Annotated in this window: 30 protein-coding genes; 9 read left to right on the top strand and 21 right to left on the bottom strand. The window is 38.6% G+C overall.

The features are described 5' to 3' along the window. Positions 1-35: 35 nt before the first annotated feature. Both LS684_RS12770 and LS684_RS12775 read right to left on the bottom strand, forming a co-directional pair. The gene (locus LS684_RS12770; RefSeq protein WP_233806467.1) at positions 36-560 is read right to left on the bottom strand and encodes a hypothetical protein; all 525 of its coding nucleotides are present in this window, start codon (positions 558-560) and stop codon (positions 36-38) included. 125 nt (positions 561-685) lie between these two features. Continuing rightward, positions 686-2,368: a formate--tetrahydrofolate ligase gene (locus LS684_RS12775; protein ID WP_432418772.1), complete on the bottom strand. Its 1,683-nt coding sequence runs from the start codon at positions 2,366-2,368 to the stop codon at positions 686-688. Between the two features lie 381 nt (positions 2,369-2,749). Between LS684_RS12775 and metA the strand changes: the two genes are divergently transcribed. The 3 genes from metA to LS684_RS12790 all read left to right on the top strand — a co-directional run bounded on the left by metA (position 2,750) and on the right by LS684_RS12790 (position 5,178). Beyond that, positions 2,750-3,661: a homoserine O-acetyltransferase MetA gene (gene metA / locus LS684_RS12780; RefSeq protein ID WP_233806468.1), complete on the top strand. Its 912-nt coding sequence runs from the start codon at positions 2,750-2,752 to the stop codon at positions 3,659-3,661. A 144-nt stretch (positions 3,662-3,805) separates the two neighbouring features. After that, positions 3,806-4,945, top strand: coding sequence for an MGDG synthase family glycosyltransferase (locus LS684_RS12785; protein WP_233806469.1), 1,140 nt, complete (start codon positions 3,806-3,808; stop codon positions 4,943-4,945). A gap of 2 nt (positions 4,946-4,947) precedes the next feature. Beyond that, the gene (locus LS684_RS12790) at positions 4,948-5,178 is read left to right on the top strand and encodes a metal-dependent hydrolase (protein ID WP_233806472.1); all 231 of its coding nucleotides are present in this window, start codon (positions 4,948-4,950) and stop codon (positions 5,176-5,178) included. 147 nt (positions 5,179-5,325) lie between these two features. On the opposite strand, the gene LS684_RS12795 is transcribed toward LS684_RS12790, so the two are convergent. From LS684_RS12795 to LS684_RS12805, 3 genes are all read right to left on the bottom strand, one after another. Continuing rightward, positions 5,326-6,252 (bottom strand): alpha/beta hydrolase, encoded by a 927-nt coding sequence (locus LS684_RS12795; protein WP_233806474.1) that lies wholly within the window; start codon positions 6,250-6,252, stop codon positions 5,326-5,328. 388 nt (positions 6,253-6,640) lie between these two features. Further along, complete coding sequence (locus tag LS684_RS12800) at positions 6,641-7,333, bottom strand: AIM24 family protein (protein WP_233806476.1); 693 nt, start codon at positions 7,331-7,333, stop codon at positions 6,641-6,643. 33 nt (positions 7,334-7,366) lie between these two features. After that, a complete protein-coding gene (locus tag LS684_RS12805) occupies positions 7,367-8,050 on the bottom strand; it encodes a class I SAM-dependent methyltransferase (RefSeq protein WP_233806478.1) in 684 nt (227 codons plus the stop codon). Between the two features lie 134 nt (positions 8,051-8,184). Here LS684_RS12805 and LS684_RS12810 point away from each other — a divergent pair, with 134 nt between their 5' ends. Next, entirely contained in the window at positions 8,185-8,412 is a 228-nt protein-coding gene (locus tag LS684_RS12810; RefSeq protein ID WP_233806480.1) for a DUF3892 domain-containing protein, read from the top strand. A gap of 82 nt (positions 8,413-8,494) precedes the next feature. Here the strand turns inward: LS684_RS12810 and mntR are convergent, their stop codons facing one another. Together mntR and LS684_RS12820 are read right to left on the bottom strand one after the other, a co-directional pair. Beyond that, positions 8,495-8,926: a transcriptional regulator MntR gene (gene mntR / locus LS684_RS12815; protein ID WP_233806481.1), complete on the bottom strand. Its 432-nt coding sequence runs from the start codon at positions 8,924-8,926 to the stop codon at positions 8,495-8,497. Between the two features lie 192 nt (positions 8,927-9,118). Continuing rightward, positions 9,119-11,278 carry a DNA topoisomerase III gene (locus LS684_RS12820; RefSeq protein WP_233806482.1) on the bottom strand — a complete coding sequence of 720 codons (2,160 nt, stop codon included), beginning with the start codon at positions 11,276-11,278 and terminating at the stop codon, positions 9,119-9,121. A 258-nt stretch (positions 11,279-11,536) separates the two neighbouring features. Here LS684_RS12820 and LS684_RS12825 point away from each other — a divergent pair, with 258 nt between their 5' ends. Continuing rightward, positions 11,537-11,740: a hypothetical protein gene (locus tag LS684_RS12825; protein ID WP_233806483.1), complete on the top strand. Its 204-nt coding sequence runs from the start codon at positions 11,537-11,539 to the stop codon at positions 11,738-11,740. 21 nt (positions 11,741-11,761) lie between these two features. On the opposite strand, the gene LS684_RS12830 is transcribed toward LS684_RS12825, so the two are convergent. Together LS684_RS12830 and LS684_RS12835 are read right to left on the bottom strand one after the other, a co-directional pair. Continuing rightward, positions 11,762-12,049 (bottom strand): hypothetical protein, encoded by a 288-nt coding sequence (locus LS684_RS12830; protein WP_233806484.1) that lies wholly within the window; start codon positions 12,047-12,049, stop codon positions 11,762-11,764. 68 nt (positions 12,050-12,117) lie between these two features. Next, a complete protein-coding gene (locus LS684_RS12835; RefSeq protein ID WP_233806485.1) occupies positions 12,118-13,092 on the bottom strand; it encodes an HD-GYP domain-containing protein in 975 nt (324 codons plus the stop codon). Positions 13,093-13,499: 407 nt separating this feature from the next. Between LS684_RS12835 and cspD the strand changes: the two genes are divergently transcribed. Beyond that, positions 13,500-13,700: a cold-shock protein CspD gene (gene cspD, locus LS684_RS12840; RefSeq protein WP_233806486.1), complete on the top strand. Its 201-nt coding sequence runs from the start codon at positions 13,500-13,502 to the stop codon at positions 13,698-13,700. A 221-nt stretch (positions 13,701-13,921) separates the two neighbouring features. Here cspD and LS684_RS12845 read toward each other — a convergent pair whose 3' ends face one another. Together LS684_RS12845 and LS684_RS12850 are read right to left on the bottom strand one after the other, a co-directional pair. After that, positions 13,922-14,095, bottom strand: a complete 174-nt coding sequence (locus LS684_RS12845) for a zinc-finger domain-containing protein (RefSeq protein ID WP_233806488.1) — start codon at positions 14,093-14,095, stop codon at positions 13,922-13,924. A gap of 26 nt (positions 14,096-14,121) precedes the next feature. Next, positions 14,122-14,778: a reverse transcriptase-like protein gene (locus LS684_RS12850; RefSeq protein WP_233806490.1), complete on the bottom strand. Its 657-nt coding sequence runs from the start codon at positions 14,776-14,778 to the stop codon at positions 14,122-14,124. Between the two features lie 180 nt (positions 14,779-14,958). On the opposite strand from LS684_RS12850, the gene LS684_RS12855 reads away from it, so the two are divergent. Both LS684_RS12855 and LS684_RS12860 read left to right on the top strand, forming a co-directional pair. After that, positions 14,959-15,375: a reverse transcriptase-like protein gene (locus LS684_RS12855; protein ID WP_233806492.1), complete on the top strand. Its 417-nt coding sequence runs from the start codon at positions 14,959-14,961 to the stop codon at positions 15,373-15,375. Beyond that, a complete protein-coding gene (locus LS684_RS12860) occupies positions 15,365-16,279 on the top strand; it encodes a DMT family transporter (RefSeq protein ID WP_233806493.1) in 915 nt (304 codons plus the stop codon). The genes LS684_RS12855 and LS684_RS12860 overlap by 11 nt, the downstream gene beginning before the upstream one ends. 53 nt (positions 16,280-16,332) lie before the next feature. Here the strand turns inward: LS684_RS12860 and LS684_RS12865 are convergent, their stop codons facing one another. Together LS684_RS12865 and LS684_RS12870 are read right to left on the bottom strand one after the other, a co-directional pair. Continuing rightward, positions 16,333-16,602: a DUF6123 family protein gene (locus tag LS684_RS12865; protein ID WP_233811649.1), complete on the bottom strand. Its 270-nt coding sequence runs from the start codon at positions 16,600-16,602 to the stop codon at positions 16,333-16,335. A gap of 21 nt (positions 16,603-16,623) precedes the next feature. Beyond that, complete coding sequence (locus LS684_RS12870) at positions 16,624-17,124, bottom strand: divergent PAP2 family protein (protein WP_233806494.1); 501 nt, start codon at positions 17,122-17,124, stop codon at positions 16,624-16,626. A 95-nt stretch (positions 17,125-17,219) separates the two neighbouring features. On the opposite strand from LS684_RS12870, the gene sspL reads away from it, so the two are divergent. Beyond that, positions 17,220-17,357 (top strand): small, acid-soluble spore protein L, encoded by a 138-nt coding sequence (sspL, locus tag LS684_RS12875; RefSeq protein ID WP_233806495.1) that lies wholly within the window; start codon positions 17,220-17,222, stop codon positions 17,355-17,357. A gap of 295 nt (positions 17,358-17,652) precedes the next feature. Here sspL and LS684_RS12880 read toward each other — a convergent pair whose 3' ends face one another. The 8 genes from LS684_RS12880 to LS684_RS12915 form a co-directional block, all read right to left on the bottom strand. Then, entirely contained in the window at positions 17,653-18,540 is an 888-nt protein-coding gene (locus LS684_RS12880; protein WP_233806496.1) for a 5'-3' exonuclease, read from the bottom strand. 78 nt (positions 18,541-18,618) lie between these two features. Next, positions 18,619-19,218 (bottom strand): hypothetical protein, encoded by a 600-nt coding sequence (locus LS684_RS12885; RefSeq protein ID WP_233806497.1) that lies wholly within the window; start codon positions 19,216-19,218, stop codon positions 18,619-18,621. 83 nt (positions 19,219-19,301) lie between these two features. After that, the gene (locus LS684_RS12890; RefSeq protein ID WP_233806498.1) at positions 19,302-20,132 is read right to left on the bottom strand and encodes a sulfurtransferase; all 831 of its coding nucleotides are present in this window, start codon (positions 20,130-20,132) and stop codon (positions 19,302-19,304) included. Beyond that, complete coding sequence (locus tag LS684_RS12895) at positions 20,129-20,323, bottom strand: hypothetical protein (RefSeq protein WP_233806500.1); 195 nt, start codon at positions 20,321-20,323, stop codon at positions 20,129-20,131. The genes LS684_RS12890 and LS684_RS12895 overlap by 4 nt, the downstream gene beginning before the upstream one ends. A 16-nt stretch (positions 20,324-20,339) precedes the next feature. Further along, positions 20,340-21,071: a nucleotidyltransferase domain-containing protein gene (locus LS684_RS12900; RefSeq protein ID WP_233806501.1), complete on the bottom strand. Its 732-nt coding sequence runs from the start codon at positions 21,069-21,071 to the stop codon at positions 20,340-20,342. Positions 21,072-21,094: 23 nt separating this feature from the next. Continuing rightward, positions 21,095-24,748, bottom strand: coding sequence for a dynamin family protein (locus tag LS684_RS12905; protein ID WP_233806502.1), 3,654 nt, complete (start codon positions 24,746-24,748; stop codon positions 21,095-21,097). A 332-nt stretch (positions 24,749-25,080) separates the two neighbouring features. Continuing rightward, positions 25,081-25,647 carry an isoprenylcysteine carboxyl methyltransferase family protein gene (locus LS684_RS12910; RefSeq protein ID WP_432418773.1) on the bottom strand — a complete coding sequence of 189 codons (567 nt, stop codon included), beginning with the start codon at positions 25,645-25,647 and terminating at the stop codon, positions 25,081-25,083. After that, a complete protein-coding gene (locus tag LS684_RS12915) occupies positions 25,644-26,732 on the bottom strand; it encodes a type III polyketide synthase (RefSeq protein WP_233806503.1) in 1,089 nt (362 codons plus the stop codon). The genes LS684_RS12910 and LS684_RS12915 overlap by 4 nt, the downstream gene beginning before the upstream one ends. Between the last annotated feature and the right edge of the window lie 145 nt (positions 26,733-26,877).

The raw sequence follows: 26,877 nt of genomic DNA on the forward strand, positions 1-26,877 counted from the left end.
ATACCCTATTTCGCTAAAAGACGAGTATGAATATGCTAGATGATTGCGGGGATACGCGCTAGAGTCTTCAGCATATAGTCAACCATATCCACTAGATCATCGATTTGTTCTTCAAGAATCAGCCGGTTAAAATCAACCGTTAATTCACTTGTCACAAGGTCAGACGGTTTCATCGGATTGAAAGTGATCGTCTGCTGAATGGATCTTCCTTGCCAAATCTCATCGACGGTAGCCCTTAACTTTTCTATGACTTGCCTATTATTTACATGCTGAGCAGAGAAACGAATCTGTAACATACAGCCTACTAACCTATCGTTTAAAGCGGATGGCAAGAGCTCTGCTGCCATATGTTCAAGACCTGCGTGCAACATAATTGTACACGTATTAGTGTTATCCTTTTGCCGGTTTAATCGAAACTGTATTTCATATCGTCTGGAAAGCTTAGCGGTATTGATCAGATCGTTTCGATCGATCACAAGAATCTCTCCACTCAAATCCCTATCATATACAGCACCTTCTAGTACAACCTTCATATTTTCAAAAGCTGTCGGATCAAACATGGTTTCACCTCATTTATAAAAACAGAAACGCAATTGCTGTGAACTACTTCTTCCAGAATCAAACGAATCTAGTTGATGCGCCGCATCGTCAAGATCATACGTTGTTTTCAAACAGAGCCTACAAGTTAGAATAAGCCGACCGCATTCCCTTGTTCGTCGACATCCATTTTCAGGGCAGCTGGTTCCTTTGGCAGTCCAGGCATGGTCATTACATCACCAGTTAAGGCGACGATAAAACCAGCCCCGATACTTGGCTTAAACTCTCTAACAGTAATGGTGAAATCATCAGGTCTTCCAATCTTCGTTTGATCATCAGAAAGTGAATACTGTGTCTTTGCCATACAGATTGGGAGGTGACTCCAGCCAAATTTTTCGAAGTCCTCAAGTTGTTTTTTGGCTTTTGATGAGAATTCTACTTCCTTTCCTCCATAAACCTTCTGGACAATCGCTCTCACTTTCTCATCAATTGGATCACTTAATTCATATAAAGGGGTAAAGGTATCTGTATGTTTCTCTGTTACTTCAATTAATTTTTCGGCTAATTCTAGGCCACCCTCTCCCCCTTTCTCCCATACTTCGGTTAATGCAGCAGGCATATTCTCCTCGGCACACAAGCTTAATAAGGTCTTGATTTCTTCTTCCGTGTCTGTAACAAATTTATTAATCGCTATAACAAATGGGAGTCCAAAGTTACGAATCGTCTCAACATGTTTTTGCAAATTGGCAAAGCCTGCTCTTAATGCCTCTACGTTCTCATTTGCAAGGTCGGTCTTTTTTACACCTCCATGCATTTTCAATGCTCGAATAGTTGAAACAATTACAACTGCCTCTGGTTTTATCCCAGCACTTCTAGCTTTAATATGTAGAAATTTCTCCGCTCCAAGATCTGCGCCAAAACCAGCCTCTGTAACGACATAATCGGCAAGCTTAGCAGCAGCTGTCGTGGCAATGACACTGTTGCAGCCATGGGCAATATTTGCAAACGGTCCCCCATGAACCAATGCTGGGGTATGTTCAATTGTTTGAACGAGATTCGGCTTCACCGCTTCCTTTAAAAGGAGGGTTAAGGCGCCTTCTACACCCAGATCTCCAGCCGTAACAGGTTGTTTCTGATGGTTATAGGCAATGACCATATTAGAAAGCCGTCTCTTTAAGTCTTGGAGATCCTTTGCTAAGCAAAGAACAGCCATAATCTCAGATGCGACAGTAATATCAAATCCGTCTTCCCTTGGCACTCCTTGAATAGGACCACCTAAACCGATAACCACTTTTCTTAAGGCACGATCGTTCAAGTCAACTGCACGTTTCCATACAATTCTTCTTTGATCAATTTCAAGCTGATTTCCTTGCTGTAAATGGTTATCTATTAAGGCTGCCAATGCATTATTTGCAGTCGTAATTGCATGTAGGTCACCAGTGAAATGCAGGTTAATATCTTCCATTGGTAGGACTTGAGCATAGCCGCCCCCTGCTGCACCACCTTTTATTCCCATCGTTGGTCCTAGTGAAGGCTCACGCATTGCAATCATCGCTTTCTTTCCAAGGCGATTGAAGGCATCACCAAGCCCTACCGTCACAGTCGATTTCCCTTCCCCAGCTGGAGTGGGATTGATAGCCGTCACGAGAATGACCTTTCCGCTAGTATTCGTTTCAATTCGCTTTAGTGCAGAAGACGAGATTTTCGCTTTGTATTTTCCGTATAATTCAAGATCATCTTCATGTAATCCTAGCTTTTCAGCAATTGTCTTAATTGGTTCCATCTTCGAATGTTGTGCAATTTCTAAATCTGATTTGACCTTGGTCTTCATTATGATCCCCCATTCTGTCCTACGAGTGACTAATCCTATGGCTATTTTCTATTGAATTGTTGTAAGATTCCCTTCTTCAAACGAAGGCAAGCCGTTTGGAGCGGAAGGATACGAAAGCAATAATAAAGTGAGCTCCCGCAGATAAAGAAGAAGAGGCTCACCGCCCACCCCTCGTCAAGCGACAATCAAGAAGCGGAAAACTGCCCATGTATCTAAAGCAACCATGTATAGGAAAACAGCCTTTCTTATATATTTTACCACCAGCAGATTGTTATAAGTATCAATTATTGCCGATTCTTGGTGTTTACTCAGTTCAAGCATTGCGGCATCGCCCAATCGTCTATATAATAAGAATATTAAAAAAATAAGGAGGATGACGCGTTGCCAATTAAGATTCCAAAGCTTCTTCCAGCCCGTGAAATTTTAGAATCAGAGCATATTTTTGTAATGGATGAAGATCGAGCCATAAGGCAAGATATACGCCCGTTAAATATCCTGATACTAAATTTAATGCCAGAAAAAGAAAAAACAGAGACTCAGCTTCTGCGTTTATTAGGAAATTCACCCCTTCAAGTGAATGTAACATTCCTCAAGACATCAACATATACGTCAAAAAATACAAGTAAATATCATTTAAATCAATTTTATTGTGCATTTTCAGAAGTGGAGGACCGGCGCTTTGACGGGATGATTATTACCGGTGCACCCATCGAGCATCTTCCTTTTGAAAAGGTCGCCTATTGGAATGAACTGACTAAAATTATGAGCTGGAGCAAAGAGAATGTCACTTCTACTTTACATATTTGTTGGGGAGCCCAAGCCGCACTTTATTACCATTACGGTGTCGACAAATATGAGCTTGCTCAAAAATGTACTGGCGTGTTTCCTCATACAATAAGGCATAGAAAGGATAAGCTACTTAGAGGGTTTGATGATGTATTTTTCGCACCTCATTCGAGATATACAGACGTTTCTATCGAAGAAATTCTCACCAATCCAGCACTACAGTTACTTGTTTCATCAGATGAAGCAGGTGCACTTATCATTCGTTCCAAAGATGCTAGACATATTATGATTACTGGTCATTTAGAATACGATACAGGCACACTGGAGGATGAATACAATAGAGATCGAGAAAAAGGGCTTGAAACCATTCCCTTTCCCAAATATTATTTTCCTAACGACAATCCAAATGAAATGCCTATAAATAGTTGGCGCTCACATGCCCATCTTCTTTTTTCAAATTGGTTAAATTACTTTGTGTATCAAGCTACTCCATATGAATGGAATTAGTAGGTTCATCCCCTACTAATTCTACTCATTTCTTTCCTCTGAAAATTTAAATAATTTTTTCATTTTCTTTACATTTTATGGTTGTCCCTTCATATTTCCCTTACAACTGAATGGTAAGCTGTAGAAAAAGTGATGGAGGTTTTTATGTTGAAGGGTCCTACTGTATTAATTCTAACAGCTCATTACGGCAGCGGACATGTTCAAGCCGCCAAAGTTCTAGCAGCAGAATTAAAGGAAAAAGGCTACACTCCGATCGTTTCTGATCTTTTTGGAGAATCTTACCCTGCTTTTTCAACGATTACACAAGCATTATTAATGAAAAGTTTTTCTTATGGTACCCAGTTTTATAAATGGTTTTATTATGGTACAAATAAGCTTCATGACAAAGGCTTAACACAATTCTCTCAGTACTTAGGCCAAAAGAAATTTCTGCATTTAGTAGGAACTTATCAGCCAGCTTTTATCATCACTACATTTCCAATCCACGTCGCTCCCTATTTGTTAAAAAAGTTCAATATGTCCATCCCAACCTTTACCGTTATTACAGACTACTGTGCGCATCCATATTGGATTAATCCACTAATAGATCAGTATTTTGTCAGCTCGGAGAAAGTGTCTCAAACGTTACAATGGTATGGAGTGGAAAAAGAAAAGGTCACTGTTTCTGGTATTCCAATTCGCCGCGAGTTTGAACAAGAAATCGACAAAGAGATGGTACACAAAAAGCATTTCCTCTCTACCCATAAGAAAATCGTGACGATTCTTGCAGGAGCCTATGGAGTGTTACGTGATGTAAAAATGTTATGTCATCAACTTTTACAAAATCCTTCGTTGCAAGTTGTTGCAGTATGTGGAAAAAATGAAGGGCTATTCGAGAAGCTGCAGCCGATTTTATTAAAACATCCAAAACACTTCCGCCTTTATCCATACGTAGAAGGGATTCATGAGCTCCTTTCCATCTCTTCTTGTATAATTACTAAACCTGGCGGAATTACATTAACAGAAGTTTCAGCCTTACAAGCTCCCTTAATATTGTATAGACCGATTCCTGGGCAAGAAGAGGAGAATGCCAATTATTTTTCTGAGATTGGAGCTGCTCTAATCGCTCATTCTCATTCAGAGACGATGAATGCTGTCCAACAAATCATAGCAAATGAACACATTTCCCAATCAATTAAGCGGAATCTCTCTCGTATATATCAACAAGGAGCCGCCGAAAAAATTGTATATATGGCAGATCAATATGGTGAAAGTTTTACCCAATTGGAAGTCAAGGAGGGATAAGCTTGGATACAACTTCACATATTGTTATTGGCAATGGGCTTGCAGCTTTGGCACAAATTGACCCAGCCGTTAGCGGAAGTGCTGCCATGTCTCAAGCTGTTTTATTGATATTGGGTACTTCTATTGCTTCAAATGCACCTGATTTTGACTTTGTCTATACATTATCGTTTCCTCCCTTATTTCGCTGTCATGTTTGTGTCAACGGATTTTCAAACAAAAGCTTCCTATTCTGACTGGTTTTATTCGTTAAAGAAGTACAAGAAAACCATGAAAAAGCTTCAAAATCAACATGATTCAGCCTAATTGCTTATGAAAAGCCACCAAGTTCGAATATACAGAAAGAAATGCCAGCTGAAATAGCTGGCATTTCTTCATACATATTATTTCATCATCATTGTAAGTGCCTCGGCTAATAATTCATCAAAATCACTCGGATAATCATGATCTAAGTCAGGAAGCAATTGATAGGTGTATGGAATCTGATGATCTTCAAGCAATTGTACAAAAGTATTTGTGCAAGCGAAGCAATCCTCATCTTGATCTCCACAAATCACATAGCATGGAATGTTTTGTTCTTTCAGCCTTACGATCTTGTCTTCCCATTCCTTTACGTTTGGAAGCCAAGGGGCAACCAAAATTAATCCATTTACATGTAGTTGTTCATGGAGCGCCGTGTATAAGGCTACTTGTGCACCTGCTGAAAATCCACCTAATAAGACAGGATTATTCTCTGAATTACTAATATGTTGGAGAAGTTCCCCCGCTCCCTTCTCTACATCACTCCATTCATACCCATTTGAGAATTGAATTTGTGACGATTGAGGCAATACGAGCTTCGCCCCTTTTTGAACAGCACTTCCCCACTGTTTTTCAGTAAGCTCGATATTTTCCTGATCTCCATGTAAAGCAACTAATACGGGTGTGGTTTCGCTTTCATTGTTTGGTGAGATCTCTTTTACTATCGGTTTTGAATTAGCTTTGGCTTCCTCCTCGCGCTCTTTACAAACAAGTGCTAGCTGTTGAAATTCTTCATATTGGTGTAGAGGCTTTAGATCGTCATCATCCATAAGGTATTCATATGAATACCAAAAGCCATGGTCAATCACTGCTTCCTTCATAATATCTAATGCTTCTTTTTCTAGTCCCGCAGCACTTGCTAGAGCGTATTTAAAATTAAAGATCTGCGCATGCTTCCCTGGCACTTTTTTTTCATTTTCTGTTATAAATTGATAAGCTTCTAAGCTACTCTCATTTAAATATTTCTCAATGGTTAAATTCAATAGTTTTGTATACGTTAATTCGTTCATGTGTACCCCCAGTAATGTATAGAGGAATTAGCAGCGTCTAGTAACCCGTTCTAAAAGCCTCTTAAATAGATATCCATCGCTTATTTCAATGTGTCTTCACTTTACCATAATTCTTCAAACCTTAATATGTACAATTTGATATTCTCGTTTTTGATCTAGAGTGGTTGGAGGAATAACGTGAATTCCGCTCCTGGCGCTTGACTCCTTGGGGCGTTCTTCAAGCTTCTTCCTCTCCAATCAGTCAGTTTGGTATTTTTACTTCATTGGAATAACTCTCACTAAAAAATGTGATTAATGACAATAGGAAAGCTCAATACACTATGAGCTTTCCTATTGTCTGAATTTCTTTTGAATATGTAAGGCTCTATTTATACGAACGGATGATTTTCTAGGACTGCTGGCTTAAGTAGACTTCTTCAAACGGTTGAACGACTACGAAGCCTTCTCCTTGAAATTTCATTTGAATGGATTCACCACTCCCTCTTCCAAGAAATGTTTTAAAAGAGATGTCTGTTACAAATTCTGGCTCTAATGTGCCTGACCAAGCAACTGTTGCGTTTGGATCTGTATATACTGGATTGTCTGGAGTAACGAGTAGCGTTAATGGCTCATAATGTGAGGTAATAGCTACCATACCTGTTCCTTCAAGTCTTACGTTGAATAGTCCCCCTGCAAGCATACCGGCCACTCTCTTCATTAGCTTAATATCCCAGTTGATGGATGGCTCAAACGCTAAAAGATCGTTTCCATTTACGAAGATCGATTCACCTTGTAGCTGGAGAATAGAGATTTTCTTCCCTTGGTCCGCAAGATATAGCTTTCCATTTCCTGTTGCTTTCATAAGTGAAGTTCCTTCTCCAGTCAGGGCTTTCTTAAACATTTTTCCAAGCCCGTGCTCAAGAATTCCTTCCCGTTCAAACTTTATTTGTCCACGGTAAGAAACCATTGCACCCGACTTTGCCCATATTTGATTCGAAAGGTTAATTTCAAGCATTCTTTCGGTTTCAAGCTCAAATAAGCCTTCACCCTTATCTTGCTGCTTCGTTTGCTTCACAAATTCTTCAATTGAATAACGGTTCATATTGTTCACCTCATACAAATTTGTCAATTGCTATTAATTGGACTTTCTTAAGACAAACACCCACATAAAGGACAGTGCCTGCTGGAGTTCGCCTGACAACGAGCCTTTTGGGAGCTGATCTGCCCCTCTTTTAAATACTCCTAGTTCATCGATCTTCTCCCAACCATTTTCGGTGGCTAGCCTTTCAAACTCCCAAGGCATGATCGTGTTACATACAACCTTTTCTCCGTATAGCCTTTGATAGCTATTTTCTCGTGGTTTAGCCGTGGGGCCTAGAATCCCAATACATGCCACTCCGCCTGTCTTAACCATTCTTTTCATTTCCGTAATTACTGCCAAGGGGCTCTCTGTCCATTCTAAGCTATTAATAGCCATGGTTCCATCATATGCTTCATCCTCAAACGGTAAATGAGCAATATCCCCTTTGATAAATGATATATCCATTCCTTCTGTCACGATTTTTGCTTTCTCAATCATCTCTTCTGATACATCTACACCCGTAACCCTGTATCCTCCCTGTACAAGCTTTAATGATCCATATCCATCTCCACAGCCAAGATCACAAATATGACTACCAGTTGGAAGATGCTTCATAAAAAACGGAACAATATCCTTACGGCTACCTGCATCCCACATCTCTTTACTATTGGAGCTCCAATAATCTGATTTCTGATTCCACACACGTTCTGATTCTTCTTTCCAATCAAATGGCGCCATGTCCTTCCTCCCTGCAAATAGTTGTCTTCTCTTACAATTCGAGATAGAATAGCGATTTCCTTTGATTATATTCATCATAAACGTGTAACAATAGAAATAACTAGATATTTTCCATTATAGAAAGGTGAATTTATATGCTAGAGGAGCAAATTGTAGGTGTTTATCGCAATCACTATGGAGACTTAATCAGCTTTCAAACCTCAGAGGGGCGAATAATCTCCTATCGAAAAGCCATTCAAGAAATAGAGGAAGGTATTATTGGCGGGGCCTTTGTGAATGAACAGCATAGTGAGTCATATGAACTGCCGGTCGTCTCCTTAAGCGAAAATAAAAGCTTTGACGATCTCCCCAATTATCACTAATCGACTCTTTCTTCACACTTGACGCCATAAAAAAGTGCTGCTACACATTTAAAAAAAGAAAATAGACACCTATCCAAAAGGATTAGGTGTCTTGCTGTTCTTCATTTTTACGTTGGATTTCTCTTAATTCATCTACTCTTGTAGCATCTTCCTCAAAGAATTGAACTAGATCTCCAATTCGATCGATTGCGTCCCAGCTCAAATGATGTTCGATTCCTTCTACATCTTCATAAATTTGCTCTTCTTTTACACCAATCGTACGAAGTAATTGCTCTAATAAATCATGACGATAAACTAATCTTTTCCCTATTTTCTTTCCTTTTGGTGTAAGAATTAGCCCTCGGTATTTCTCATACACAAGATATTCGTCCTTATCCAGCTTCTGAACCATTTTCGTTACTGAGGAGGGGTGAACGGATAATGCTTCCGCAATGTCTGAAACTCGAGCATACCCTTTATCTTCTATTAATAAATATATTTGTTCAATATAATCTTCCATACTTGGTGTTGGCATTCCGTACCTCCTAATTTACTTAACGCACTGAAAAAATATGGTCTATTTATTCTTCTGTTTTAGCCTCCAACATGAGTCTATTAGAAGGTAAATACAACTATATCCTAAATCAGAGCCGAAAAAATACAGATAATCAATAAAATTTTACTATACACACAAATTGGAAACAAGGTTATAACGTAATGAAACCAATTAATTGTGACTATTTTCAAACATGAAGTTTAATTTTTGCTGCTTTTCATCCCATATCAACTTTGCATTGAAAGATTTTTCCTTCCCCTTAAACCCTTCAATCATTTCGGTCGCCCCATCTGTCAGTAACAGCTTGACATTTTTTTGAGTGATCGATTTTCCGAGAATTTTCTTTGAAATGGTGAAATCACATTTAGATTCTTTATAGGATGAGCACCCATAGAAGCTACCTTTATCAATAACCCTGCCAGCGCATTTCTTACACGCCCCTAAATTGACTGCTCGTTTCTGCTTTGACTTCCTAGGCACAAACTCCTCTTTGTCTTCATTTGCAAATTCCCATTGGTTTGATGTTTCTATCGTACTGGAAATCAAATGCGCAATCATCTTCTTTGTTTGCTCCATAAATTGCTTCGGGTTTGCGCTCCCCTCCGAAATTTCCTTCAGACGCTGCTCCCATTTTGCTGTCATTTCAGGTGAAGCCAGAATTTCCTCACCAATCGCTTCAATTAAAATTTTCGCCTTGGCCGTTGGATAAACAATATTTTTACTAATTTCGATATAGGCACGCTCTTTCAGCATTGTAATAATTCCTGCACGAGTTGCTTCTGTTCCCAACCCCTCAGTACTCATTAGCACCTTTTCTAGTTCCTTATCTTCAATATGCTTACCAGCCGTTTTCATTAATGTAATTAACTGACCCTCTGTAAAACGCTTAGGAGGCTGTGTTTTACTCTCCTTTACCTCAACCGCTTGGACCTTCCCTTTTTCTCCCTTTTCTAATGGCGGTAAAAGAGGGTCTTTCTCTTTATCCTGCGATGGAATGACCTTTCTATAGCCTTCCTCTACTTGAACCTTTCCTTTTGAAACAAAAAGCGCTCTACCATCTACACTAGTTGTAACTGTCGTATATTCTGTTATTGCTTTTCCATAGTGGGCGGCAATTAGGCTTCGAGCAATCAAATCGTATAGCTTTCGCTCCTCGGCGTTCAGCTTCTCGAGGTTAGGAACCTGTTCAGTTGGAATGATGGCATAGTGATCGGTCACTTTTTTATCATTCACATATCGTTTATTGTCCTGAATGGAAGGATTCGGAAGAGGAAATAAATGCTCATAGTCATTTAAATTGTTCAGCTTCTGTAGAATATCTGGAAATGCTTCTGCTTCCCCTTCCGTTACAAATCTAGAGTCCGACCTTGGATAAGAGACGATCCCTTTTTGATATAGCTTTTGAAGAATATCGAGGGTTTTCTTTGGAGAGAATTTATACCTGCGGTTGACATCTGCTTGCAAGGCAGAAAGGTTATAAAGCATAGGTGGCATATACTCTTTTTTTTCGCACTCGACCGAGATAACTTCCGCTTCTTTTTGTTCGCAAAAGGCGGCAATCTTTTTAGCCAATGCTTGATCGGTAATCCTTGAATCGCCATCCTTCTCCCATTTCCCCTTATACTTTTTCCCTTCTACATTAAATTGGGCTTGTACTTCCCAAAAAGGCTCTGAAAGGAAGCTCTCAATTTCCTTTTCCCGCTTCACAATTAATGCTAATGTGGGGGTTTGCACTCTCCCAACGGAAAAAACATCAGAAAATCCTAGCTTTTGTAGCAGCAAGCTATATAAGCGAGAAGCATTCATCCCAACCACCCAGTCAGCACACGCTCTCGTATACGCCTCGTAATACAAGCTTCTTGTATCTTCTTCGGTCTTAAGAGAGCGAAATCCATCGAGGATGGCTTTCGGTGTCAAGGAGGAAATCCAAAGTCTCTTCATCGGTTTACGAATGCCTGAAAGCCTGATGATATTGCGTATTATGAGTTCCCCTTCACGCCCAGCATCACCGGCATGTATCACTTCAGAAACCTGAGGATGGTTTAATAAATTTTTTATGATGGAATATTGCTTCGCTTTTGACCGTGTAACCTCATATTGGAATTGATCAGGAACAATTGGCAGCGTGTCTAACGACCATTTCTTCCAGCTGGCTTCGTATGCTTCAGGAGGTACAAGCTGACAAAGATGCCCGACTGCCCATGTGACGAAGGCACCATTTACAAAGACATCATTCGGAACAATTTCAATGTATCCTTGATGTTTTTTCGTTTTAAAAACAGAAGCGAGTGTCGATCCTTGATCAGGCTTTTCAGCAATTATTAACTTCATATCTTTATGCTCCTATAATAAAAATAGTATTCGATTAGCGACTTACGATAGAGTTAACTCATCCTATTGAATGTATTTAAATGGCAACATGCCACTAATTTCGCTCTTTTTTCAAGGTCATTTTCAGTTAAAAATCTAAGTTTCTATTTTAAGCTTAACATATAACAAGAGTAAAGTTCTTTCTGATTACTGGTTCTAAAAAAAGGGAATGTAAATAGAATAATAGAGGACAGGTATTGTCTTTTAGGAGGGTAGAATATGGCTATGTGGATCACTTGGATAATTGTTGGTTTTGTCACACTCATTGTAATTGAAGAGATCAGTCAGTTCATCTTTGTTCGGACAAATCATTTGTATGAGGAAAAAGAATCGAAGTCATCAAGTGTGGTGAAGCAGCTAACTATCACTTTAAATCGAGTGAAGCATTTCTGGAGAAAAAAGGGTAAACCTGATGTTGAATAACTCTAGTTTACCCTTTTCGCGCTAATCTACATATGGAAAGAGATGGGTATTCTGTTGTTTATACCAGCGATCTCTCGGAATGATATGAGCAAGAGTAAGAATCAGCGAAGGAATTTTTTCCACGTTAAAAATCATCAATCCTTGTTCATCATTAAAGATCGCGAATGATTCACCATGTGGAATCTTAGGTAGCTGTTTACTTAAGTGCATAATGCTGTGAATAACAGCTTTTTTTATGGCTTCTTCCATTTGTAGATTGGGAGAGAACCTCAATATCCAATCCTCTTCTTCAATGGAAAATCGATACATATCCTCACCCTTTTATCTCATATTTATTAAAAGATATGTGATAAGGAAGGAAATATGTTTATGTTTTTTTAGCGGTCATCTAAAATTCTCGCGATTTGAAGGCTGGTATTATAGCGTAAGTCAATGAGTTGATCATCCAATCGTATCAATGATTTAAGAGGATCGTAAGGGTGGATCATTACGATGGAGCCAATAGACCCATCCGTGAGTAACACACGTCTTCCAACAAGACTGTCCATCATCTTAAAGAGGAAGATCAGCATAATATTCGGGTCAAATTTACCAAATACATCTTTTTTCATTTGTTGAATAACTACATAAAAAGGCTCCGCTTGGTGATAAACTCTGGCAGATGACATTGCATGGAAAACATCCGCAATTGCAACGATTTTTGAAAACACATCCAGCTCATGTCCTTGCAATTGGAATGGATAGCCTTTTCCATCCTCCCTTTCATGATGCTGTAAAGCGACAAGTGCCACACGCTCCGATATTCCATCAATTTGCTTTAATAGCTCATACCCGTACATCGTGTGCTTTTTCATTTCTTCATATTCTTCTTGTGTTAAGGGACCAGGCTTATTCAGAATTTCCTTTGGAACCACCGTTTTTCCGATATCATGTAATGTTGCACCAAGTGTTAATTCTTCCATTTCCTTTGTGTTTAAACCAAGCCATTTCCCCATAATTGTGGCAATAATCCCTACGCAAATCGTATGTCGATAAGTATACTCATCTTTTTCATTTAGCTCATAGAATAAGTGATACAAATGAGGAATTTCAGCCGCTTGAATGATCGTCGGGAGGATCTCTCGCTTGATCTCCTGAATAGGAACCAAACGCGTTCTAGCAATCTCCTGAAAAATCATTTCCATTTGGTGAGATGCCTCGTCAATTTTCTGACAGATTTCTTCAATTCGAATAGACTTTTTATTCGTAACTTGATCAAGTGGGTCTATTTTGAAAGAATTTAATAATTCATCTACTTCTGGTACAGTTAAAGGAGTTAGTTTCCCATGTGGTTGAACCTGAGTTCTTTTCAAAAAGAACACCTACCTTGTAATATATTACATTTATGTAAAGGATAACAAACTTAGAGCGTTTTCAAAAGAACTTTCTTTTGTTTGGAAAGCGAGTGTAAAGATTCATCCCCCTCTAAAAGGACATTTTTAATTTGCCGAACTTCTTACCCACACCTTTTCTCCTATTCATTCATTATAATATATTTATAGATATAGAAATTATCTGAATTTTAAAAGAAATATTACATTTTTGTAAAATAGGTCTGGATTTGTTGACTGAAAATAGAGATTCATGTATATTAGTGTTATCATTTAACAGAATTTATTTCCGATATTAGAAAATAATAGTGAAACATATCCTGTTTAAATGATAATATTTTCGCTTAGACACAGAATAGTGTCTCGTAAGGCTTAGGAGGAAAAGTTACATGCAAAACGGTAAAGTAAAATGGTTCAACAATGAAAAAGGTTTCGGTTTCATCGAAGTAGAAGGCGGAGACGATGTATTCGTTCACTTCACAGCTATCCAAGGTGATGGTTTCAAATCATTAGAGGAAGGTCAAGAAGTTTCTTTTGAAATCGTTGATGGAAACCGTGGACCACAAGCTTCTAACGTAGTTAAACTTTAATTTTTTGTCCATATAAATGTTCAAAGGCTGGTATCCGTGCCAGCCTTTTTATTTGTTTGGAATTGTGCAATTTTATCAATCGTAAATACGTACCTGAACATCCAGCTCCAGTACCAATCACCCGGTCATTAGCCATTTCAAAATGGAAGGCAAAGAACGCCTTCTATTCTAAACTGTCTTACTTTCCCTAGCCAAGGCGCTCTAAAGTATTTTTCTTGTGCTTACAGCTTTTCTCCATATTTCTTTATTCTTTCACCAATTGTGCACTGAGTAATGCAAAATCGATGTGCATTCCTGCGACCATTTTCATTTTTTAAATGCTTATGTAAGAAACAACCTTCACAGTAGGTTGTCATTAGCTCTGCTACTTCTGAGAGAACCTTTCTTCGATTCAAATCAGTCCACCCTCCATAATCAACGTTTAGATGATTTGCATTTTACTATTTATTTCTATCCCTTCAAGGGCTTGACTTGCGAGCTGATCGGCTTCTTTATTTTCTTTCCGTGATATATTCGTGTAGGTTGGAAGTAACGAAAGTTTTTTTAGCTTTTCTTCAATTCGATCTAGCCATTTATTGAGATTTTCCTCATAGCAAGGCCACTCACCCTTTAGCTGCATCAATAGACCTTGTGAATCCCCTTTAATTTCACATGGCATATGATGGGCACCCATTTCCTCCAATACATTTAACGAGAAATAGAGAGCAGCATATTCAGCTTCATTATTACTTTCCATTTCATCAAATAGCTCGTTTGCCCGAATTCGGTACTTTTTATTCCCTTGCTTGTAATAGATAACTGCTCCGAGCCCCCCTTGATATGTTTCTTTCTGATAGCCCCCATCAAAATAAATCACTAGATCATGAGGCTCATCCTCCAATTCAGACAGAAGCTTCTTCATTTCTTTCGTTGTCCAGGAAGACTCCATTTCGTCATAATAGAAAAGTTCCGCGCATTTTCCTGAGCCTTCAATATCTTGCCCAGCTAGCAAAGCTAGGTCTTTGTCCAACCATTCAGAAGTAAAAAGAATACTCTTTTTACCCTTTATTTTATATTTCCATTCAAGTCTATATTTCATGGCCTTCAACCCTTCCTTTTTCATGGGTAAAAAACAAAATTCTCCATGGATTATGATACACTATTTATAGTTTATTCCGTTATAATAGACGGTAATCTGTTTTTTTGATTTTGTTGCCTTCCTAAATAACGTTATTCAGAAACACAATTCATGAAGCTCGATGAAAGGGGAAGCTATATTTTGATTGAAGTATATATTGATGGTGCCAGTGCAGGTAACCCTGGGCCAAGTGGTGCTGGTATTTTCATTAAGGTCAACGGCACGGTCGAGCGCTATGCACTCCCTCTTCCCAATATGTCTAACCACGAAGCTGAATATTATGCACTCATTCACGCATTAAAAATATGCATTGAGAAGAACTATTCTATTGTTTCCTTTCGGACCGATTCTCAGCTCGTCAATCAGGCGATTGAAAAAGAGTTTGTTAAAAATCGAACCTATGCTCCTCTCTTAGAGCAAGCTCTTGAACTTGCTTCAACACTTGACTTATTTTTTATGAAATGGATTCCGAGTTCAGAAAATAAAGCGGCTGATGAGCTTGCAAGGGCAGCTGTCAAAAGGAGCAAAGAGAAAGGGGAGTCAAGCTTTGAAACATAAGGTGGGAGCTGACGCAAGTTTATTGCTGGTTGCATTGATCTGGGGAGCCACCTTTGTCATCGTCCAGCAAGCGATTTCCTTTTTAGAACCGCTTACCTTTAATGGGATTCGTTTCTTTTTTGCGTTTTTGCTGTTATTGGTATGGTTATTGCTATTTGAACGCCAGCAACTGAAGCAATTGAACCTAAAGGTAATTCTCTCAGGCTCTTTTATTGGATTATGGCTTTTTACAGGATATGCATTTCAGACAGTCGGCTTACTATATACAACATCATCGAAAGCAGGCTTCATCACTGGCTTAAGTGTTATTTTAGTTCCAGTGCTTTCTCTTATCTTCTTAAAGCATCGTCCGAGTATGAACGCTATTCTAGGTGTATTAGTTGCAACAATCGGGCTGTATTTATTAACGATGACGGGTATTACATCATTTAATATAGGAGATGGACTTGTATTTTTCTGTGCGATTGGATTTGCCTTACATATCATTTTTACGGGAAAATTTAGTGCATCTTTTCCTTCTCTTTTGTTAACAATCGTACAGGTGGTAACCGTGTCAGTTTTATCTTTTCTATTTGCCTTTTTCTACGAAAACTGGCAATTAGCTTTTCAAACAGAGGTTTTGCAACAAAGAGAAGTGATGGTTGCCTTGATCATTACATCCGTTTTTGCAACAGCACTTGCTTTTTTTGCACAAACCAATTTCCAGAAATACACGACACCCACACGAGTTGCATTAATCTTTGCGATGGAGCCTGTATTCGCTGCCATAACCGCTTTTATTTGGGCTGATGAACGGCTGTCGACTAGTGCCCTTTTCGGTTGCCTACTCATTTTTGTCGGAATGATCTTTGCTGAACTCCCGAAAAAAACACGGCTATCCATAAAGCCTAAAACGTTAAATTAGTTGCCTTTGGAAGGACTTACAAAAACAGGCTGCAACATGTGCAGCCTGTTAACTTATATGCCGATGATCTGCCTGTCTTTAACAAGCTGAAATGCTTGTTTTCGGGTTTTAACTTTGTTTGAAACAAAGGTTTCAAGTAGGGAAATATAGAAACTTCCATCAAATGTTCGTTGAGCCTTTAAGGTGAATTCAATCGCCGTATTGATTAACTCATCTGAAGCACTCGTATAGTGCTTCCCAAAGTAGATAAACCCGATGGCATCTTCCTGAAATTGAAAGCCTTTACTTTGTAGAAAACGCAAATACTCTTCCACGGTTTGCAACGTTCCCCATTCCTCTCCCAATCATTCCTTTCTAAATTTTACCTTATATTTCGACAACTTTCTATCTTTTTTTGTAAGGAGGTGACCGACCGTCCCCGTGACAACACCTAACAAAGCTCCACCAATCACTTCTTGAGGCTGGTGACCGAGCATTTCTTTCAATCGATCAGGCGATTTTTCCTCGAATTCTACACTTTCATCTTTATGAATTTTATCAATTAGCTCATCAAGGTCATTCACCTTTAATGTTAATTCGCCTGTTTGCCTTCTAATTCCTTGAGCATCGTACATGACAATTAATCCATAAATTAACGATAACGCAAAATCGATTGTGGGTAGTCCTCTTTGCAAAGCAATATAGGTGGTTAGGGAGGAGACACCTGCCGAGTGAGAGCTTGGCATACCCCCAGTCTGAAAAAATAGGTCAGGCTGGAATTTGCCTGTCTTTGCATAGTGAATCGGTATTTTCAGACCTTGAGCAAGTCCGATACTTAATAGTGCAACATATACACCCTTGTTCATTGATTTCACCTCTCCATTAGTGTGAAAAAATAGGAGTGGATTTATTCTAGGTGGATATAATATGTACGAAGAAACCGATAATTGAGGTGATGAATATGAGTAAAAATCAAGCGAAGAACAGAGGAAAAAAAGCGCCAGGTGTAACCCCACATGGCTATGGGCAAGATGCTGAGTTTGCTGAAGAACCGAAAAGCAAACTCGAAAATGCCGCTAAGAAAAAGAATACGAAATAGAAATGAAGCTGTTTGGACAGCTTCAGGTTATCAGTTATCACTTCTTATTTAGGTAGGTTTAAAAAAGGTGATTTCACTCCGGCGCTTGCTCTCCGTGGGGCGTTCGCCAAGCATCCTCAGCATTCGCCTGCGGGGTCTTGGCTGTAACGCTAATCCCCCTTTAGTCAAGCGCCTTCTGCTCCAATCACCGAGTTTTTTTGGGGCTTTCTACCGTAGAAGTACTTAATTCCTACAGCTATAGCTAAACACGAACATTGTTTCGGTTTAAACCTACCCCAATCAACAGCTTTTTATATCATGCATATTGTTCTATTGAAAGAAATTTAGACAAGCCTCTAAACTCTAATTCAGCAAATTTACTCGTTGCTTTATCCATGTCGAGTTGGAAGAATGCTTGGTCAAGGTTCATCTCAATCGGGACATCACATTTTATTTCCGCAAGCTTTCTACTAAGATAAAGCATTTCGAGATCTTGTTCAATCTTTGTTTTTTGACCTTTAGGTAACTGATCTAGGTTCGATATAATCCCCTCTACATGCTCAAATTCCTTTAATAGCTTTAAAGCTGTTTTTTCACCAATTCCTTTTACACCTGGATAATTATCGCTCGGGTCTCCCATTAATGCTTTGAGATCAATCATTTGTCTAGGGCGAATCCCTTTTTCGGCTAAGAAATTCTCTTCATTATAAACCTGATAGTTTCCGTATCCCTTTTTCAGCAGAATGACAGAAATATTATCATCGATTAATTGAAGTATATCTTGATCACCAGTCAGAATATACACAGACGCGTCTTTACTTTGTTTCGCTATCGTTCCGATACAATCATCTGCCTCAAAGCCTGCAAGACCAATGTTTGGTACGTTCAATGAATCTACAACCTCTTTCACTAAATCGAATTGGGGCAAAAGCTCTACTGGTGGCTCTGAGCGGTTTGCTTTATAGGCTTGAAACATTTCCGTACGGAACGTCTTTGAACCCATGTCCCAGCAAACGGCCACATGGCTAGGTTTGAAGGTTGAGACAGCCGTTAAAAAATGCTTAACGAATCCATGCATGGCATTCGTTGGAATCCCTTTCGAATTAATCATGAATTGTCCTGAGACAGCTGTTGCATAAAATGCTCGGAATAACAAAGCCATTCCGTCAACTAACATAATTGATGGTTTTTCGTTTGTATTCATTACAAACCTCCCGTACAAATAGTGACATAATGAATATTATATCATGAAGAATAGGAAGTTTTGTTTGAAATGTTTTCCTTAGCTCTTTTCAAAAATATCGATTCCATTCTCTCTCAGCTCATATATAATAGCTACTCTTGCTTTAAGTACATTCGAGTTTAAGACCATATTATACTCATCCCCATTTTGGAATTCAAAATGGATATTCTTATCCTTTGAAACGCCCATCTTTGTTGACTGTGTTTGCTTTGCATCCTTCACATCCGACCATGAGTAATGTTTCTCTTCAAAGCTAAATAAAGGATTGATATGGATCCCTTTTTGATCCACGTAATGATATTGGTTTACACTAAGCAGGATGAATGTCAGGCTTACTAACAAACTAAATCCCATTAGACTTTTGATTAGAAGCGGTGATCCCCCTCTATTGGACAGCCAAGCGCTAACAAAGCACATAATTGATAGACCTGATAGTGAAGAGATAAAGACAATATAAGCTGTACGAGTCGGTTCATATAACCAATAGCCCTCTGGATGAAAGAGCAATTGTTGAATTGGAACAAGTAGAAATAACGGAATGAAAATTGATGAGAGAATTAAGACTATTCCACTAGTAATTAATATATGGTTAAAGTCTGTTTTTGCTTTTTTAGTAATTGTATATCCATTCGAGATCATCACAATTACCCCCTTTTTTAGAATCTTTTAAATTATACAATATTCACAACAGTAAAAAAATCCCTTTTTCAAGGGATTTAAAACTATTTTTTACCGACTTCATTTGAATCGTCAGAAATCCAATCACTAAAGCTGCCAACATATAACTTAACTTGTTGAAACCCCGCTTGTTTTAATGCAATAAAATTTGGTGTGGCCGTAACACCTGAACCACAATAAACGATGATAGGTTCAGACGGATCGAGCTCTTGAAATCGTTCTTGTTGCTCAGGTGCTGTTTTGAAGTACCCATTATTGAACCCCTCAAACCAAACCTTATTGATTGCGCCTGGAATATGCCCGGCTTTTCGATCAATTGGTTCTTCAATGCCCAAATAGCGCTTGGCTTCTCGTGAATCTACTAAAGTAGCCAACTTTTTCTGCTGGACGACTTCCTTCACATCCTCATAGGTAGCCAATATATCTTCGTTTAGTGAAGCTTTATATGTGGATTTTTTATATGAAGGTTTTTCTGACGAAATCGGATAGCTTTCATTTATCCAAGCTTTATATCCGCCATCAAGGATATAGACGTGCTCATGACCTACATATTTCATAAGCCACCAAAACCGGCCAGCAAAAGCTCCTTCCCCATCATCATAAGCAACTAGAACCGTATCATTCGTAATCCCTGCTTGTTCTAAACGGTCGATAAAATCTGTGAAATTAGGTAACGGGTGACGACCACCGGTACGTTTCACCTCTCCTGAAAGATCCTTATTTAGGTCTAGATATACCGCTCCCTGAATATGATTTTGGTCATAGCGGCATTTACCATCTGTTGCATCTTTCAAATTAAACCTACAATCTACAAGTCGAAGTTTCTCCTTCCCTAGCTGACTATATACCCATTCATTGGTTTTGATTGGGTTCATGACTCTTCCCCCTCTCCCTTTTTTTGCTTCTCTATCAATTTCTTCACTTGTTCTTTAGGATTCCAGCAGGCAAATTGAAAGGCTGGCTTTGTCTCATAGCCAAGCCTACTACAAGAATAGCTCATAATGGATCCTTTTCTTTCTGCCTCAAAATGAATACAAGTCGCACACGCGTGAAATGCCTTCCCCACTTCCCGTCTCTCTCCTTTATATTCCAAGGATCTCCCACAGCCAACCATTTAGATTGACTGTTTGAGTAGTCCTTTTGGTAAGCTTAGCAGAATGAAGCATGCTCTCTCTTTCTCCTTGAAGCCACTTCACTACTTCCATATCCATAGACACCACTTCGTTTCGTTTCTTGGCTGCAAGTAGACGCTGATATTCGTTGGAGGCTTTATCATCTAACTGTTCAAATGTGGAGAAAAGCAACTGCGGGTTTAACTGATTGGTTTGGTAAAGATCACGTGCAATGAAAAAAGCTCTCAATGCTTGAATCCCACTTTTTTGAAGCTTCAAACTTGCTCCATTTGTCTTTACTATTGTCCTAATATTCCCTTCCATCACTTGTAAATAATGCATGAATAGAATTTGCGTGGAATAGGATTGAACAATAAAATATTGCAGCTGCTTTTTGAAATTGTGATCACGATACACAATCGGAGAAAACGCCCATTCAAATAAGCTTGGATTGGATCTTTGTAAAAGCTGCATTGTCTTAAATAAATCCCATCCATGAGCATCATATGGCTCAGCAAAGTCTAATACGTTTGGAGGGCTGTCTATTGATAAATAGCATCTGATCCCTTTTTGTTTATAGATAAACCGAATATCATAATCTGAATCAGAAGAAGCCGAGTTCCAAGCTCGACTTCCTGATTCACACGCATACAATATATCAATTTGGTAGATTTCTTCCATATGATTGATCCAGTTTTCCATATGCACCATTCCTTTACTAATTGTTACTGCTGAATGATGTTCTGTTCAATTTCGATGAGCTGATCTACAGGAATTTCGTCAGTTAAGGCCGTTAAAAGACCTAGATAAAACTCATCTACTTGAAGGAGGAGTTCTTCTTTCATACGAGTCATTTCCATGTCGATGATGTCTGAGTAATACCCCTTCAATCGTTCATTTCCCACTTTAAGGTAGTGATTAGCTGGCTGTTGGAGGGATTGCTCCAATTCTTCCATTACCAATTTCTTCTCATTCTTTTCAAAGAATGATTTTGGGTTTTTAAAGAGTGACAACGGTTTTTTGAAGATCATTTGATCCATTTCTACAAAAGCGGATTGAAATTCTAACTGATTCCATTCATTTGTTTCAAATTCACTAAAGGAAAGGCGCTCATTTCGCTCATTTAGTGAATGATGGATGGCGCTTTCTTTCTCTCTTAATGTCTTTCGAATAAAAATTTCTAAACGAATGGTGGTCGCACGCAATTCCTGAGCAAAGTCATAACCAAAGCTCGTTAAGAAATCGTCAAGTGCCCCTTGTAACGCCTTTTTTAGATTTCTTCCGTCGTCTTTTAATACAGTTGGATTAAATGACTCTTTAAAGAAATCATTTAATCTGAAAAATACGCGCTGTTTTATATAGTAAGTTAATTCATCTGTTTCCTGTGATGCTCGGTTTATTTCAAACCGTCCATCTAATTGATTGATCTCGTCTTTTATCAGTAAATGCTCTTGTTTAAGCTGATTTCTTTTTTCCTGCTTTACCTCTTTGTCTTCTTGTGAAGATTGTATAAAGCTTTGCAGTTGCTTTAGCGTTCGTTTCCATTCATGCTCGGCCGCTGCAACCGTCATTTTCATCAAATCATTTGAAATAAAGGAATAAAAGCTTTCCTCAAACGGGTGGATACCAGAAGCCTGTTCCTTTGTATCCTCCCGTTTCTCTTTCAAAGCATGTAAGCTTGAAATAGGATATAAATGTGGATGCCTAATACCATATTTAATCAGTTGGTCCTCCACATACTCCATAACGGATTGTTTCTCTTCTTCATCATTTGCTAAATCAATTGCATTAACGATAAAGAACATTTTATCTAATTCAAAGGCATCCTTTACACGGCCAAGCTGAATAAGGAACTCCCTGTCAGCTTTAGAGAAGGCATGATTATAATAGGTTACAAACAAAATGGCATCTGAATTTTTAATATACTCAAATGCTACACCTGTATGTCTAGCATTAATTGAATCCGCACCTGGTGTATCGACCAATGTAATTCCCTTTCGTGTTAAGGGACAATCATAATACACCTCAATATATTCCACTAAACATGATTTCTCTTCTTTTGCTACAAAGTCAGCGAATTCTTCCATACTTGTCGTCAGTATATCGCCCAGTTGATTTTGATAAACTGAAAATCCTTTATAGAAGGCATGCAAAAATGCATAATGTGTTTTTTCATTGGCATCAAAATCCGTTACATGTTCAATAATCTTACCAATCTGCCCTAATGCTTCCTCAAAGGAACTGGCCGTCATCTCAAACACTTTCAGTGAGCGCAACACATCTTGGAATAAGGTATCGGAATCCTTTAATTGCACTAATACGGTTCCATGACCATGAATATCTGTAATTGGCTTAATTTTATTAATGGCTGCTGTAGTTGGATTCGGCGATACCGGAAGCAATTTCTCCCCGATTAATGCATTTGCAAAAGAAGACTTTCCGGCACTAAAGGCACCGAATAATGCGACTGTGAATTCTTTCGACAGTAGGCTCTCTGACTTTCGAATTAAGTCGGTGGAAATTCGTTTAAACCCAGGGAGTTCTTTTACTTGTTCTGCTGTATTGGTTAACTTGTACGCCAGTTTTTCAATTCCCTCTGAAGAAAGAGGCTCATGCTCTTGATTCGTTTCTATTTTTTCGAGTTGCTGCCTTTCCACTTTCTCTATGATTGGCTGCTTTGTCCAGTCATCCTCCGACCTTTGAACGATTACATCCTCATCTAATAGCTTTGTTAAGAACGCATCTAGATCAGTAGGAATTGCACGATCACCTTTTAGGATCGATTCCAATTGTCTAGCGAACTCAGCATGCCTTTCTAGTAGTTCTTCTTGACTCTGTAATGCATCTACGAGCTTTTTCCATACATTAAATTGCTCGTTTAGTTTTTGCTGTTCTTTTTTATTTTTCTCATCAATTCTTTGTATGAATCGCTCATATAATGGTGTGATTTCAACGCGAGCGATTTTCTTCACTGCATCTGACAGGTCATTCGTATAATTTAATACATATTGGCCAGAAAGACCTGCTCCCTTTTTGACAACCTCGTCTAACAAACTTTCTGCAATTTCTAGAGAAAGTCCTTGAACACTCGTCATTAATTCAGGATCTTGCAGCTCGCTTTCCTTTATTCGTTTTAATAGCTGCTCTTTTAGATGCCATTCTAATTGTGTTTGAACTTGCTTACGAAAATCAGTAAAGAAAGCATGTCTTCTTGCTGTTCGTTCCTGCTCTGTCTTTTGTTTGGAGAAAAACAATCCCACCTTGAAATCAGGCTGTACCGATTGTAAGTACTCTTCAGCCAGGTCCCTTGTTTGAGCTGGCATTAAGTAAGCGCTTTTTTGAATGCTCACAAGGTCTTCCTCTAACAGCTGCTTTTTGTCCTCAATGATCTGATTGAGTTTTTCGATGCGCGTCTTTACTTCATTGAACTTTTCAAATGCCGTTACTTGTTCCTCTGAGCTGTATGAATCAATAACAGCTTGCAGAGCATCAAAGTTTGGCTTATCTTTTTCCAGTAAATATTGTTTATGCTCCTCCATCAACTTGGTGAGTGATTGGTTTATGGAAGTTGGGAGAAGGTTGTCCTTTTGATGAATCTTCTTTTGAATAAATTCCTTTAATGCAGGTAGCTCATTAAAGGGATGCTCCTCATTTTTTAATGATGTATAAAAGATCCGCTCTGGCTTTACTCCCCAAGCAGAAAATGAATCAGTTACACTTTTTTTGAATTGAAGAAAAGACAGCTCTTCGTCTCTATGTTTGTCCACTTGATTAATAATTAAGTAGACTTCTTTTCCTTCTTCTGTTAGTTCCTTTGTAAACATAAAATTCAACTCAGATTGTACGTGATTATAATCCATCACATATAGCACTAAATCAGCTAAATGTAAGGCAGATTCCGTAGCAATACGGTGAGCATCATCCGTCGAATCAATCCCGGGCGTATCTAAGACACTGACACCCTTCGGGAGCGTTTGACTCGCATGACTAATCTCGACCGATTGAATTTCATCTCCATCCTTACAATAGGTTTTCACCTTTTCATAGTCATATGGCGCAGGATAAAGGTGTGGCTTTTCACTTTTGAAATATACTTTTGCATACTCTTCCCCTGTTTTTACTTTTACTAAGTTCGCACTAGTTGGAATTGGACTTGAAGGCAGAAGCTTATCTCCTACTAAATGATTAATCATGCTCGATTTCCCTGCTGAGAAGTGACCACAAAATGCAATAGAAAACTCGGCATCCTGCACTTTCCCAGCGAGCCCCTTTAGCTTATCCGCTGTTTCTATATCTCCATTTCCTTCTATATATGAATATAAAGAAAGAATTTTCTTTATTAACTCTCTCGTTTCTTGCTTATCTGCTAGTTGAACCATGAAATATACCCCTTAATATTCGATATGTATGTTTATTTTATATGATTTTTCAAACTTTTCATATGTTGAATTCGCAAGAATAGCTTCTCCTTCGAAAAAAAAGAAAAAAGACCAGGAAGGATCTCCTGATCTTGAATAGGTATTATTTAGCTTGTACTGGTTTTGCTACATTGTTCAGTACATATTTCATAACAAATGTATATGCTGCTACCGTTCCAATAACGAAAAGTGAAACCATATGTAACACCGCCCTCATTTAATGAGAATAATTTTCAAAGTCAGTTAGAGTTTACCACGAACGATAATCATTTTCAATACTACTTTTATTATTGTCACATTTTTTTAAAATTTATAGGAAAGAAACGGCCATTTTGCAAAAACACACTTTCATATTCGGTTAACTCCATTAGCGCTTTTTCTTCTGCTGGAATGCGAATTGATAATATTAAAAAGTTGAAAAACGTAAATAAAATCGCTGTTAAATAAGCTTGAAAGACCATAGGAATTACAATCAATTCAATCGCGACAATGACATAATTCGGGTGCTTCATAAATCGATATGGTCCTTTCTTCATCACTTTGGCATTTGGGACAACAAGGATCTTTGTATTCCAATACCTACCAAGGGAAAAAAGTGCCCATATTCTACCCACTTGAGTCAAAAGAAAAAGCACTATCCAAATTGGCCATGCGGGAGATAACGATTTTTGAAAAATCAGTACTTCTAACAGAAATACGGCAAAGAACATACTATGAATAAAGACTATCAACCGATAGTGACCTTCTCCAAATTCGATTGCTCCTTGCTTCTTCATCCATTTTTCATTATTTTTAGCGACAACAAGTTCACCCATTCTCTGAAGGATAATTACCGTCAAAAAAAGAAAAAATACGTTCAATTGTCCCACCTCAATAATAATAATTCCGAGCTAAACCCTGGTCCAAGTGCAGTTGCGAGACCCATATCCCCTTTTTTCCCAACCTCCAGAAACCGTTTTAGCACATATAATATGGTTGAAGAGGACATGTTTCCATATTCCTTTAAGACTTCCTGGGAGATTTTTGTCATGCTAGGTGAAAATCCCAGTGATTTCGTATAGGCATCCAGCACCTTTTTTCCACCCGGATGAGCAACAAAATGTTGGATATCTTGTAACGAGATATTCAATCCTTCAAGGAAATTGCTAACGTTCGGCTTTAGCCACTTTTCAATGATTGTAGGAATATCCTTGGAAAATACAACATAAAGTCCTTCGTTCTTCACATCCCAGCCCATCACATCTAATGATTGCTTCATAGTTGTCGACTGTGTCGCAAGGATTGATGGCGAGCAATCTACTTTAAGATCGTTCCTTTTCTCTACTTCATCCCCAACCACGAGTGCACATGCCACTCCGTCTGCAAATAACGACGTCCCTATTAAGTTGCTTTTCGAGCGGTCATTCCGTTGGAAGGTAAGACTACAAAGCTCAATTGTAAGGACTAGCACCTTGGCCTTTGGATACGCTAAGCAATATTCATATGCTCTCGATATACCCGACGCCCCCCCTGCACAGCCTAATCCCCAAATTGGGATCCTTTTCGTTTGCTCCTGAAATGGGAGGTGATTCATAATTCTGGCTTCTATGCTTGGGGTTGCGATTCCCGTGCTAGAAATCGTAAATATGGCATCTATTTCAGAACAGTCAATCGGCTGTTGTAGAAAAGCTGAGTGCGATAGGCATTCAATAATGGCTTGCTTTCCTAATTCGACTGCTGACTCGATATAGGCATCATTCTTTTCCTCGAAAGACCTGTCCTCTTTAAACCACTCCAATCCCTTAGCGAAATGACGCTTCTTAATTTCTCCATTTTGGAATGCTTTTAACAGTCGTTCAATATCGTTAAACGACTCAGAAAATAATTCTCTTGCAAAATCCATTACCTGCCCTTGCTCTAGTTTATGAGGAGGTATAGCTTCTCCAACAGACAGGATATTCGGCATCTACATCTCTCCTTTTTAGAAGATGTGAACGAATGATATATACATCATCCATATCGTTACATTCGTCAATAGAAACATGATACATATACTCTTTCCAATTACTAGAAAAATATGCATAGAAATAGAACGGAACAAATGCTTAGTG

This window comes from Cytobacillus spongiae (genome assembly GCF_021390075.1).